This window comes from Streptococcus sp. 27098_8_103 (genome assembly GCF_041432345.1).
GTDB classification, from domain to species: domain Bacteria; phylum Bacillota; class Bacilli; order Lactobacillales; family Streptococcaceae; genus Streptococcus; species Streptococcus mitis_BV.
Genome location: NZ_JAPVZK010000041.1, coordinates 1 through 11724 on the forward strand (window position 1 = coordinate 1; position 11724 = coordinate 11724).

Annotated in this window: 13 protein-coding genes; all 13 read left to right on the forward strand. The window is 39.2% G+C overall.

Going from position 1 to position 11724, the window contains the following annotated elements; all coding sequences use genetic code 11:
- Nucleotides 1–92: 92 nt before the first annotated feature.
- Nucleotides 93–1202 carry a glutamate 5-kinase gene (proB, locus tag O3599_RS09290; protein WP_049523376.1) on the forward strand — a complete coding sequence of 370 codons (1110 nt, stop codon included), beginning with the start codon at nucleotides 93–95 and terminating at the stop codon, nucleotides 1200–1202.
- A gap of 9 nt (nucleotides 1203–1211) precedes the next feature.
- Nucleotides 1212–2474, forward strand: coding sequence for a glutamate-5-semialdehyde dehydrogenase (locus O3599_RS09295; RefSeq protein ID WP_371512676.1), 1263 nt, complete (start codon nucleotides 1212–1214; stop codon nucleotides 2472–2474).
- 3 nt (nucleotides 2475–2477) lie between these two features.
- Complete coding sequence (gene proC, locus O3599_RS09300; RefSeq protein ID WP_247939876.1) at nucleotides 2478–3275, forward strand: pyrroline-5-carboxylate reductase; 798 nt, start codon at nucleotides 2478–2480, stop codon at nucleotides 3273–3275.
- A 228-nt stretch (nucleotides 3276–3503) separates the two neighbouring features.
- Nucleotides 3504–4142 (forward strand): dTMP kinase, encoded by a 639-nt coding sequence (gene tmk, locus O3599_RS09305; protein WP_247939875.1) that lies wholly within the window; start codon nucleotides 3504–3506, stop codon nucleotides 4140–4142.
- Nucleotides 4139–5029, forward strand: a complete 891-nt coding sequence (locus tag O3599_RS09310; protein ID WP_247939874.1) for a DNA polymerase III subunit delta' — start codon at nucleotides 4139–4141, stop codon at nucleotides 5027–5029. Before tmk ends, O3599_RS09310 begins: the two co-directional genes overlap by 4 nt.
- 39 nt (nucleotides 5030–5068) lie before the next feature.
- Complete coding sequence (gene yabA, locus O3599_RS09315) at nucleotides 5069–5386, forward strand: DNA replication initiation control protein YabA (RefSeq protein WP_000358227.1); 318 nt, start codon at nucleotides 5069–5071, stop codon at nucleotides 5384–5386.
- A gap of 2 nt (nucleotides 5387–5388) precedes the next feature.
- The gene (rsmI, locus tag O3599_RS09320) at nucleotides 5389–6258 is read left to right on the forward strand and encodes a 16S rRNA (cytidine(1402)-2'-O)-methyltransferase (protein ID WP_247939873.1); all 870 of its coding nucleotides are present in this window, start codon (nucleotides 5389–5391) and stop codon (nucleotides 6256–6258) included.
- A gap of 217 nt (nucleotides 6259–6475) precedes the next feature.
- Nucleotides 6476–7531, forward strand: a complete 1056-nt coding sequence (locus O3599_RS09325) for a DNA cytosine methyltransferase (RefSeq protein WP_247939872.1) — start codon at nucleotides 6476–6478, stop codon at nucleotides 7529–7531.
- Between the two features lie 2 nt (nucleotides 7532–7533).
- Nucleotides 7534–8934: a protein NO VEIN domain-containing protein gene (locus tag O3599_RS09330; RefSeq protein ID WP_000285316.1), complete on the forward strand. Its 1401-nt coding sequence runs from the start codon at nucleotides 7534–7536 to the stop codon at nucleotides 8932–8934.
- Nucleotides 8931–9971, forward strand: coding sequence for a DNA (cytosine-5-)-methyltransferase (dcm, locus tag O3599_RS09335; RefSeq protein WP_000734158.1), 1041 nt, complete (start codon nucleotides 8931–8933; stop codon nucleotides 9969–9971). The genes O3599_RS09330 and dcm overlap by 4 nt, the downstream gene beginning before the upstream one ends.
- Before the next feature lie 24 nt (nucleotides 9972–9995).
- Nucleotides 9996–10790 carry an abortive infection family protein gene (locus O3599_RS09340; RefSeq protein ID WP_247939871.1) on the forward strand — a complete coding sequence of 265 codons (795 nt, stop codon included), beginning with the start codon at nucleotides 9996–9998 and terminating at the stop codon, nucleotides 10788–10790.
- 15 nt (nucleotides 10791–10805) lie between these two features.
- The gene (locus O3599_RS09345) at nucleotides 10806–11369 is read left to right on the forward strand and encodes an SLATT domain-containing protein (protein WP_247939870.1); all 564 of its coding nucleotides are present in this window, start codon (nucleotides 10806–10808) and stop codon (nucleotides 11367–11369) included.
- The gene (locus O3599_RS09350; protein WP_247939869.1) at nucleotides 11369–11713 is read left to right on the forward strand and encodes a hypothetical protein; all 345 of its coding nucleotides are present in this window, start codon (nucleotides 11369–11371) and stop codon (nucleotides 11711–11713) included. The genes O3599_RS09345 and O3599_RS09350 overlap by 1 nt, the downstream gene beginning before the upstream one ends.
- The last annotated feature ends 11 nt before the right edge of the window (nucleotides 11714–11724 follow it).

The following is an 11724-nucleotide window of genomic DNA, read 5'->3' on the forward strand; positions in this document are numbered from 1 at the left end:
AAGGTTTTAGGGCCTTCTTTTTCCTATCAACTCTTTTCTATTTACTGTCATTCATGTTATAATGGATAAATATGAAGAATCGGAGTGAGACTATGAAATACAAACGGATTGTCTTTAAGGTGGGGACTTCTTCTCTGACAAATGAGGATGGAAGTTTATCACGTAGTAAGGTAAAGGCTATTACCCAGCAATTGGCTATGTTGCACGAAGCTGGTCATGAATTGATTTTGGTGTCGTCAGGTGCCATTGCTGCAGGTTTTGGGGCCTTAGGATTTAAAAAGCGTCCGACTAAGATTGCTGATAAACAGGCTTCAGCAGCGGTAGGACAAGGGCTTTTGTTGGAAGAATACACGACCAATCTTCTCTTGCGCCAAATCGTTTCTGCACAAATCTTACTGACTCAGGATGATTTTGTGGATAAGCGCCGTTATAAAAATGCCCATCAGGCTTTGTCAGTTCTACTTAGCCGTGGCGCGATTCCTATCATAAATGAGAATGATAGTGTCGTCATTGATGAGCTCAAGGTTGGCGACAATGATACTCTGAGTGCACAGGTAGCGGCCATGGTCCAAGCAGACCTTTTGGTCCTCCTGACAGACGTAGACGGTCTTTATACTGGAAATCCTAATTCAGACCCAAGAGCCAAACGATTGGAGCGAATCGAGACCATCAATCGTGAGATTATTGATATGGCCGGTGGAGCAGGTTCTTCAAACGGAACTGGGGGCATGCTAACAAAAATCAAGGCTGCAACTATTGCGACGGAATCAGGAGTTCCTGTTTATATCTGCTCATCTTTGAAGTCAGATGCCATGATTGAGGCAGCTGAGGAGACCAAGGATGGTTCCTACTTTGTTGCTCAAGAGAAGGGACTTCGTACCCAGAAACAATGGCTGGCCTTTTATGCTCAGAGTCAAGGTTCTATTTGGGTTGATAAAGGGGCTGCTGAAGCTCTCTCTCAACATGGAAAGAGTCTTCTCTTATCTGGTATTGTTGAAGCAGAAGGCGCCTTTTCTTATGGTGATATCGTGACAGTATTTGACAAGGAAAGTGGAAAATCACTTGGAAAAGGGCGTGTGCAATTTGGTGCATCTGCTTTGGAGGATATGTTGCGTTCTCAAAAAGCCAAGGGTGTCTTGATTCACCGTGATGACTGGATTTCCATTACTCCTGAAATCCAACTACTCTTTACAGAATTTTAGAGGTAAACTATGGTAAGTACACAAGAACAATTTGAACAGGTACAGGCTGTTAAAAAATCGATTAACACTGCTAGTGAAGAGGTGAAAAACCAAGCCTTGCTAGCCATGGCTGACCACTTATTAGCAGCTACTGAGGAAATTTTAGCGGCCAATGCCCTCGATATGGAAGCTGCTAAGGGTAAAATCTCAGATGTGATGCTGGATCGTCTTTATTTGGATGCAGGGCGTATAGAAGCAATGGCAACTGGGATTCGTGAAGTGGTTGCCTTACCAGATCCAATAGGTGAAGTTTTAGAAACAAGTCATCTTGAAAATGGTTTGGTTATCACCAAAAAACGTGTGGCTATGGGTGTTATCGGTATTATCTATGAAAGTCGTCCAAATGTGACGTCAGACGCAGTTGCTTTGGCTCTCAAGAGTGGAAATGCGGTTGTTCTTCGTAGTGGGAAGGATGCCTATCAAACTGTCCATGCCATTGTCACAGCCTTGAAGAAGGGCTTGGAAACGACTACTATTCACCCAGATGTGATTCAACTGGTGGAAGATACCAGCCGTGAAAGTAGCTATGCCATGATGAAGGCCAAGGGCTATCTAGACCTTCTCATTCCTCGTGGAGGGGCTGGCTTGATCAATGCCGTGGTTGAGAATGCTATCGTACCAGTTATCGAGACAGGAACTGGGATTGTTCATGTTTATGTCGATAAGGACGCAGATGAAGATAAGGCTCTATCTATCATCAACAATGCCAAAACTAGTCGTCCTTCTGTCTGCAATGCCATGGAGGTTCTACTTGTTCATAAAGACAAAGCAGCAAGCTTCCTTCCTCGCTTGGAGCAAGTGCTGGTTTCAGATCGAAAAGAAGCTGGTCTGGAACCAATTCAATTCCGCTTGGATGAGAAAGCAAGTCAGTTTGTTTCAGGTAAAGCAGCTGCGGCCCAAGACTTTGACACTGAGTTTTTAGACTATGTCCTAGCTGTTAAGGTTGTGAGCAGTTTAGAAGAAGCGGTTGCCCACATTGAAGCTCACAGTACCCATCATTCGGATGCCATTGTGACGGAAAATGCTGAAGCTGCAGCTTACTTTACAGATCAAGTGGACTCAGCAGCGGTTTATGTCAATGCCTCAACTCGTTTCACAGATGGAGGCCAATTTGGTCTTGGTTGTGAAATGGGGATTTCTACTCAGAAACTGCACGCGCGTGGTCCAATGGGCTTGAAGGAGTTGACTAGCTACAAGTATGTGGTTACTGGTGACGGACAGATAAGGGAGTAAGAGATGAAGATTGGATTTATCGGTTTGGGGAATATGGGTGCTAGTTTGGCCAAGGCTGTTTTGCAGGCCAAGACGGGTGATGACCTTCTCCTTGCCAATCGTAGTCAAGCCAAGGTGGATGCTTTCATCGCCGACTTTGGCGGTCAGGCTTCTAGCAATGACGAAATCTTCGCAGAAGCAGATGTGATTTTTCTAGGAGTTAAGCCTGCTCAGTTTTCTGAACTGCTTTCTCAATACCAGACCATCCTTGAAAAAAGAGAAAGTCTTCTTTTGATTTCCATGGCAGCTGGATTGACTTTAGAAAAACTAGCAAGTCTTATCCCAAATCAACACAGAATTATTCGTATGATGCCAAATACTCCTGCTTCTATCGGTCAAGGAGTGATTAGCTATGCCTTGTCTCCTAATTGCAGGGTTGAGGACAGTGATCTCTTTTGTCAGCTTTTAACTAAGGCTGGTCTCTTGGTTGAACTAGGAGAAGGCTTAATCGACGCGGCGACAGGTCTTGCAGGCTGTGGGCCGGCTTTTGTCTATCTCTTTATTGAGGCCTTGGCAGATGCAGGTGTTCAGACAGGATTGCCACGGGAAACAGCTTTAAAAATGGCAGCTCAAACTGTGGTAGGAGCTGGGCAATTGGTCCTTGAAAGTCAGCAACATCCTGGAGTATTGAAAGACCAAGTCTGTAGCCCAGGCGGTTCGACTATCGCTGGTGTAGCAAGCCTAGAAGCACATGCTTTTAGAGGAACAATCATGGATGCAGTTCATCAAGCCTACAAACGAACACAAGAATTAGGTAAATAAGAGGTGGCTTTGACTGCCTCTTTTATGGTGGTTGATACTCTTCGAAAATCTCTTCAAACTGCGTCAGCTTCCATCTGCAACCTCAAAACAGTGTTTTGAGCAGCCTGCGGCTAGCTTCCTAGTTTGCTCTTTGATTTTCATTGAGTATTAAATGAGAAGACAAAAAAGATTGTCACAAACCCCTATTTTTTGATAGAATAGAAGTAGTAAAAAAGAAATGAGTTAGACATGTCAAAAGGATTTTTAGTCTCTCTTGAGGGACCAGAGGGAGCAGGAAAGACCAGTGTTTTAGAGGCTCTGCTACCAATTTTAGAGGAAAAAGGGGTAGAGGTGCTGACGACCCGTGAACCTGGCGGAGTCTTGATTGGGGAGAAGATTCGGGAAGTGATTTTGGACCCAAGTCATACTCAGATGGATCCTAAAACGGAACTCCTTCTCTATATCGCCAGTCGCAGACAGCACTTGGTGGAAAAAGTTCTTCCAGCACTTGAAGCTAGCAAGTTGGTCGTTATGGATCGTTTCATCGATAGTTCCGTTGCTTATCAGGGATTTGGTCGTAGCTTAGATATTGACGCCATTGACTGGCTAAATCAGTTTGCGACAGATGGCCTTAAACCCGATTTGACCCTCTATTTTGACATCGAGGTGGAAGAAGGACTGGCTCGAATTGCTTCTAATAGCAATCGTGAGGTCAATCGTTTGGACTTGGAAGGGTTGGACTTGCACAAAAAAGTCCGTCAAGGTTACCTTTCTCTTCTGGACAAAGAAGGAAATCGCATAGTCAAGATTGATGCTAGTTTTCCTTTGGAGCAAGTTGTGGAAACTACCAAGGCTGTCTTGTTTGACAGAATGGGCTTGGCCAAATGAAACAAGATCAACTAAAGGCCTGGCAACCAGCTCAGTTTGACCGCTTTGTCCGTATCCTAGAACAAGACCAGGTCAATCATGCTTACCTCTTTTCAGGTTTCTTTGGAAGCTTGGAAATGGCGCAATTTTTAGCTAAGAGCTTCTTTTGTATGGATAAGGTAGGCGTCTTACCATGTGAGAAATGTCGAAATTGTAAGCTGATTGAACAGGAAGAATTTCCCGATGTCACCTTGATTAAACCAGTTAATCAGGTCATTAAGACAGAACGCATTCGAGAATTGGTGGGTCAGTTTTCTCAAGCAGGGATTGAAAGCCAGCAGCAGGTTTTTATTATTGAGCAAGCTGATAAAATGCATCCCAACGCAGCTAATTCTCTGCTCAAGGTCATCGAAGAACCCCAGAGTGAGGTTTACATTTTCTTCTTGACCAGCGATGAGGAAAAGATGTTACCGACCATCCGTAGTCGGACCCAGATTTTCTACTTTAAAAAGCAAGAAGAAAAGCTCATCCATCAATTAGAACAAGCAGGTCTGGTCAAGAAAAAAGCAACTCTTTTAGCTCAGTTTAGTCAATCGCGAGCTGAAGCAGAAAAGTTGGCTAATCAGGCAGGTTTTTGGACCTTGGTTGATGAAAGTGAACGCCTGCTGACTTGGTTAGTAGCTAAGAAAAAAGAAAGTTATCTGCAAGTTGCAAAATTAGCCAACTTGGCAGATGATAAGGAAAAACAGGATCAGGTCTTGCGAATCCTTGAAGTCCTCTGTGGGCAGGACCTTCTGCAAGCAAGAGTAAGGGTGATTCTACAAGATTTGTTAGAAGCTAGAAAAATGTGGCAAGCTAATGTCAGCTTTCAAAATGCCATGGAATATCTGGTCTTGAAAGAAATGTAAACTCAAAAATGAACGATAAAGAAAGGAAAGGGCTGGTTTATGGACAAAAAAGAATTATTTGACGCACTGGATGATTTTTCTCAACAGTTATTGGTGACCTTGGCCGATGTGGAAGCCATCAAGAAAAATCTCAAGAGCCTGGTAGAGGAAAATACAGCTCTTCGTTTGGAAAATAGTAAGTTGCGCGAACGCTTGGGTGAGGTGGAAGCAGACGCTCCTGTCAAGGCTAAGCATGTTCGCGAAAGTGTCCGTCGGATTTATAAAGACGGATTTCACGTATGTAATGATTTTTATGGGCAACGTCGAGAGCAGGACGAGGAATGTATGTTCTGTGACGAGTTGTTATACAGGGAGTAAGCATGCAGATTCAAAAAAGTTTTAAGGGGCAGTCTCCCTATGGCAAGCTGTATCTAGTGGCAACGCCGATTGGAAATCTAGATGATATGACCTTTCGTGCTATCCAGACCTTGAAAGAAGTGGATTGGATTGCGGCTGAGGACACGCGCAATACAGGTCTTTTGCTCAAGCATTTTGATATTTCCACCAAACAGATTAGTTTTCATGAGCACAATGCCAAGGAAAAAATTCCTGATTTGATTGGTTTCCTGAAAGCAGGACAAAGTATTGCTCAGGTATCCGATGCTGGTCTGCCTAGTATCTCAGACCCTGGTCATGATTTGGTCAAGGTAGCTATTGAGGAAGAGATTGCAGTTGTCACCGTTCCAGGTGCCTCTGCAGGAATTTCTGCCTTGATTGCAAGTGGCCTAGCACCGCAACCACATATCTTTTATGGCTTTTTACCCAGAAAATCAGGCCAGCAAAAGCAATTTTTCGACTCGAAAAAAGATTATCCTGAAACTCAGATTTTCTATGAATCGCCTCATCGTGTGGCAGATACATTGGAAAATATGTTGGAAGTCTACGGTGACCGCTCGGTCGTCTTGGTCAGGGAATTGACCAAAATCTATGAAGAGTACCAACGAGGTACTATCTCTGAGTTATTAGAAAGCATCGCTGCAACGCCACTCAAGGGTGAATGTCTTCTCATCGTTGAAGGTGCCAGCCAAGATGTGGAGGAAAAAGACGAGGAAGACTTGTTCTTAGAAATCCAAGCCCGTATTCAGCAAGGTATGAAGAAAAACCAAGCTATCAAGGAAGTTGCTAAGATTTACCAGTGGAATAAAAGCCAACTCTACGGGGCCTACCACGACTGGGAAGAACAACAATAAAGGGAGACAGGATTTAATAATTCTGTCTGTTTCTGTTTAACTTAATTAGTGATGATAATATTCGGAGTCTAAATCATAGAATTGATTGAGTAGTGAATAAATAAAAACAATGTTCATTCAGTTTACGTTGAATATATATAATGTACTCTATTAGAATTATTTTTAAGTACGCAGTATGGTATAATTATATATGAGAAAATAGTGTGGAGTTTATCAGTTGAAAAAATATAACATTGTAGATTTATTTTCAGGAGCAGGTGGTCTATCTTATGGATTCGAGATGGCTGGATTTAATGTTCTATTAGGAATTGATAATGACGAAAAAGCCTTAGAAACCTTTCAAAAAAATCATCAGAATTCAGAAATATTATGTGGAGATATTGCGAATATATCTTATGAGGAAGATATAAAACCAATAATTGGAGAACAAAAAATTGACATAATTGTAGGTGGTCCCCCTTGTCAGGGGATGTCGCTTTCTGGACCTAGAAAATTTGATGATCCAAGGAACAAACTTTATTTGTCTTATATTCGATTGGTTCGAGAAATACAGCCAACTGCTTTTGTCATTGAAAATGTGATTGGGATTGTTAGTTTGTTTAAAGGGCAAATAAAAGATACTATCATAGAAGAATTTTCGAAAATGGGTTATAAGGTTCAGTTTAAAGTGTTGCTGGCCTCTGACTATGGAGTTCCTCAAAATAGAAAACGTGTTATTTTTGTGGGGACGAGGAATGATGGATTTGAATATCCTGAAGCATTGGGAACAATCATTACAACAGAGATGGCAATTTCTGATTTACCAACATTAGAAAATGAACTTGGCGAGATAGAAATGTCTTATGTTTCAGAACCACAAAATGACTATCAAAAACTAATGCGAAAACGTTCAAACGTGGTTTTGAACCACGTTGCAGCCAAGCATTCAGAAAAAGTGATAAGTACAATTGCCCTTGTCCCTGACGGTGGAAATTATAAAAATCTCCCAGAGGAATTACGAGAAACAAGAAAATTTAATGTCGCTTGGACACGATTTGCTAGTTGGAAGCCAGCTCCTACGATTGATACGGGGCATAGACATCATTTCCACTATAAGTATAATCGTGTGCCAACAGTGAGGGAATCTGCTCGTCTACAATCTTTTCCAGATGATTTTATCTTTTACGGAAGTAAAACACAGCAATTTAGACAAGTTGGTAATGCTGTTCCTCCTTTAATGGCTCAGCAGATTGCAAACAATTTACTGAAATATTTAAAAAATAACGAAGAATAACTATGTATCAAGTTCCAGAGAAATATTATTTTAGACTACATCACCCAAGACCTCGTTTTAAAAATGATGTCGAAAATGTACTTGTTTATATGGCAACGAATATTTCTTATTTGGGAATATTGCCTAAAAAGGAATTTAGTCAGCAACTAAATGACATTATCAAACAATATGCAGGAAATGCAGATAAAACAGAGAAAACAATCAATAACTGGCGAACAGAGATTTCTTCTTTGTTTGGAATGATGATTGAGAAAGAGGGCTTTGTCTATTCAGGAAATAGGGCTAAGGAATTGACTGAAGACCAAGACCTTATTCGCTTTTTTAAAACCTTTTTGTATAATTTTGAATATCCTGGTGGGCATCTAAAAGATAACGAGATTGTTAAACTTTGTCAAATCGGAGTTCAATTTAAGCCAGCTCAGTATCTACTGGAACTATTTACAGAAGCCTCACAAGCTGAAGAAAAAACTATTTACCTCACCGATGAAGAAGTCGCCCATTGTATCTTTAATGATTTGAGATGTACTCGTGATAGAGAGCCTGTTTTGGAAATATGGAATCGTATCAAAGAGAATAGAGCGTCTAAAGTAGCTTACGATACTAAAGGAGATGTTATTCGATATGCCAAAGATATTTTAGATTACATGGTTATAGCGAGTTTACTAACTGTTCAAGGTGGTAGGTATAAAATAAATTCTATGGAAGAGCAAGCAATAAATGACTTTTTGCAATCAGATGCTACCTTTGATGGCTATGCTCAATTTATTGGAAATGCTTCTACAACAATTGAAGATGTTCGAAATTTTAGAAGTGCTTGGTTCGAATATGTCAATCGTGATTTAGGAGATATTGATTTTAGGACAAACTTTAATCTCTACCTTCCAAGTGATATTGATTTTACTGAAGAGAAAACAGATATTATCGGACATCTAACTGAACACATCGAATACAGCGAGAAAATCTCTACCGCTGTTGTAGGGAGTTCGGGAGAAGCTATTGTTATCAATCATGAAAAACAAAAATTACGAGAACATGGGCAAGAACAGTTGCTCCATCTGGTGAATTTTATTCCAACACAGTTTGGTGTCGGCTACGATGTTCAATCTTTTGAGTGTGATGATTCTGAGCTGAGAAAGTATATTGAAGTCAAAACAACTGTCAGCAATGCTTCTATTACTTTTAATTCGTTTCATATCACACCGAACGAATGGCGAACTGCTAAATCTGTGCGTGATAGATACTATATTTATCGTTTGCAGATTTCTAAACATAGCAAAAAATTGTTTATTATCAAGAATTTGTATGAGTTAGTCAAAAATGAGAAGATGCTTCTGATTGAGAGAAAAGATGGATATGATGTCCGTTTTTCATCGTCAGTTGGCTTTGAGGAGAATTTAATTTGAAGAAACTAAAAATTGCCTCTCTTTTTAGTGGAGGAGGTGGAACGGATATTGGTTTTGCTGGTGGATTTGATTTTTTAGGTAAACATTATGCCGATAATCAAATTGAGATTGTCTATGCAAATGATATTGAAGACAGTGCCAATAAAATGTTTGAAAAGAATTTTGGTGTTACTCCAGACAATCGAAATATCCGAGAAATAAAATCAGATGAAATCCCATCTTTCGATATTTTAACGGGAGGTTTTCCTTGTCAATCATTTTCTGTTAGTGCTCAAAATCCGAAACGCTTAGGAATAAAAGACGAAAAAGGGACATTGTTTTTTGAGATGGTGCGAGTGTTAAAAGCTCATCAACCAAAAGCATTTTTTGCCGAAAATGTTAAGGGAATTTTGTCTGCAAACAATAAAGAAGCCTTTCCTCTAATTATTGAAGAGTTCGAAAAAGCTGGTTATAATGTTTCTTATAAACTTTGCGTAGCCACCAAATACGGCGTTCCGCAAAAGAGAGAGCGAGTGTTTATTGTTGGTATTCGAAAGGATTTGAATTTTACTTTTGAATTTCCTGAAGAGCCTATTCAAAATGTAGAAGATTATACACCACTAAAAGTAATTCTTCAGCAAGATATTGATGAAAAGTATTATTTTAGCGAGAGGGCTGTGCAAGGAATGCTAAATAGTAAATCTGGCAAAAAAATGAATAAAGGACGAGCACAAGACATTGAACAGCCGAGTAATACGGTTAGTTCTCATTTAGCAAAAGTATCCTTAAATAGCACTGACCCTGTTTTGTTAGAAAATGGACGTTACCGTCGCTATACTCCAAGAGAGGTTGCACGTATTCAGTCGTTTCCAGAAAACTATGAATTGCTTGGTTCAGAAGGTGCTCAATATAGAATGCTGGGGAATGCTATTCCACCAGTAATGATGTGGTATATTGCTGAAAAGTTAGTGTCAGATTTACGAAATAGTGATGTAATTGCAAAGCAACAGAAACTCGAAGAAAGTTTTGGTCAACTGGATTTGTTTGAAGCGAGTTGATGTTTTAAATCTAGGGAACTTGATATGGAATTAAATTTTCAAGATAAGAGTTTTATAAAAGCATTTTTTAATAGTGACGGTTATGTATTAAATTTTTCTAACTCTACTTTTGCTAATTTTACTTTTAATTCAGTAGGAGTAAATATTCAAGAGAAATATGGAGGTTCAAAAGGGAAAGCTTTACAGGCTTTTGTAGATAACGAACCAGATGAACTGGTTTTAAAATTAGCTTTAGATTTACTTAGATATTATGAAGACCTTCCTGACTCATATTACGAGAAAACTGAAGAGAGGAACTCTCAGGCATTGAAATTGAAAGAGAGACTTTCGAAGTATGAAGTCTCACAAATGGCCTACTTAAATAATGTTGCTGAATCTTTATCTGACTATTTTGATAGCGACTATATAGATAAGCAAATGGGGATTATGAATGAAATGATTTCTCGCTCTCCAGCGGACGCTATTGGAAAAGCTAAGGAATTGTTGGAATCATGTTTTAAACATATTTTAGACCATGAAAAAATTGAGTATTCTAATTCTAATGATATTGCAACTTTGCAAAAGAAAGTCTTTAAATTTTTAAACTTGGATTCTAATGAAAATATTTCAGCAAAAAATAATCAAGATGTAAAGCTAGTTCTAAGTGGTTTGAATCAAATTATCAAGGGTATTAACAGTCTTAGAAATGATAAAGGTGATGGTCATGGTAAGGGAGCTAACTTTATAGAATTGCCACCAAGGTATGCTTCAGTTGTTGTAGGATCTGCATTAACGGTAGTGTCATTTGTTTGGGAAACATACCAAGATAAGCAAAAATAGTAAGGAGGAGGTTTAATGTCGAAAAATCAAGAAAAATTACACTTTCAACTTAAAAAATTTATAGTAAATGTAGGTTGGACTCATAAAATTCATGCGGTTAGAATTGACGAGTTAGAAAGCTATATTCGATGGTTTAGAATAGCAACAATAATCATTTCTGGAGTTGTCTCTTCTGGCTTAGTTGGAATACTTTGGTTTGATGAATATTGGATAAAGCTTGTTACAGCATTTTTATCATTAGTCACTACAATAATTTTTAGCATCACCAAGGAGTTTAACTTTGAGGAACGACTAGCTTTGGAGAGGAAATCTGTTGATGAGCTTTGGAATCTTAAAGTGTTAGCTGAAATTCTTTTATCTGAGGTGGTTTACAATGGAAAACCATCAAGTGAAATCCAAGAATCTTTCGAAGAATTAAAATTTCGAAGAGATGCTACTTATAGTCAACTTTCTAATGCTTCTCCCAAAAATGTATCCAAGGCTTCAAAACTAATAAAATCGAGAAAAGATAATGATTATGAGGAAGATTATAGATACTTTATTCCAAAAGAATTGATGGAAATTAAGGAGGAAGAGTAATGTCTTTATCTAATGATTTTAAAGAATTTTGCGAAGACGAACTCCCCATGACGGACGAGGAATGGGAAAAATGGAAGAATAGATTAAAAGAGATTACGAAACGACTTAATCGAAAATACTATTCCTTAGATGAGCTTGAAGATGAAGAAATTGACAATGGTTTGATTGTTGGTAGTGTGGGGAGAACGACGGCTGTTCGAAATGTTAGTGATTTTGATTATATTTTTTCACTACCCTCAGAAGTGTATAGACGATTTGATTCTTATGAGGGTAATGGTCAATCAGCACTTCTACAGGAAATAAAAAACGAATTACTAAAAAGTGTCCTGCACCCCAAAAGTTAGACAGAAAAAAT

What these genes read in the sequence shown, in the direction of transcription:
- O3599_RS09350 (WP_247939869.1), top strand. Translation starts at nt 11,369, where the DNA reads ATGTCTTTATCTAATGATTTTAAAGAATTTTGCGAAGACGAACTCCCC.
- O3599_RS09295 (WP_371512676.1), top strand. Translation starts at nt 1,212, where the DNA reads ATGGTAAGTACACAAGAACAATTTGAACAGGTACAGGCTGTTAAAAAA.
- O3599_RS09340 (WP_247939871.1), top strand. Translation starts at nt 9,996, where the DNA reads ATGGAATTAAATTTTCAAGATAAGAGTTTTATAAAAGCATTTTTTAAT.
- O3599_RS09345 (WP_247939870.1), top strand. Translation starts at nt 10,806, where the DNA reads ATGTCGAAAAATCAAGAAAAATTACACTTTCAACTTAAAAAATTTATA.
- rsmI (WP_247939873.1), top strand. Translation starts at nt 5,389, where the DNA reads ATGCAGATTCAAAAAAGTTTTAAGGGGCAGTCTCCCTATGGCAAGCTG.
- yabA (WP_000358227.1), top strand. Translation starts at nt 5,069, where the DNA reads ATGGACAAAAAAGAATTATTTGACGCACTGGATGATTTTTCTCAACAG.
- proC (WP_247939876.1), top strand. Translation starts at nt 2,478, where the DNA reads ATGAAGATTGGATTTATCGGTTTGGGGAATATGGGTGCTAGTTTGGCC.
- proB (WP_049523376.1), top strand. Translation starts at nt 93, where the DNA reads ATGAAATACAAACGGATTGTCTTTAAGGTGGGGACTTCTTCTCTGACA.
- tmk (WP_247939875.1), top strand. Translation starts at nt 3,504, where the DNA reads ATGTCAAAAGGATTTTTAGTCTCTCTTGAGGGACCAGAGGGAGCAGGA.
- O3599_RS09330 (WP_000285316.1), top strand. Translation starts at nt 7,534, where the DNA reads ATGTATCAAGTTCCAGAGAAATATTATTTTAGACTACATCACCCAAGA.
- O3599_RS09310 (WP_247939874.1), top strand. Translation starts at nt 4,139, where the DNA reads ATGAAACAAGATCAACTAAAGGCCTGGCAACCAGCTCAGTTTGACCGC.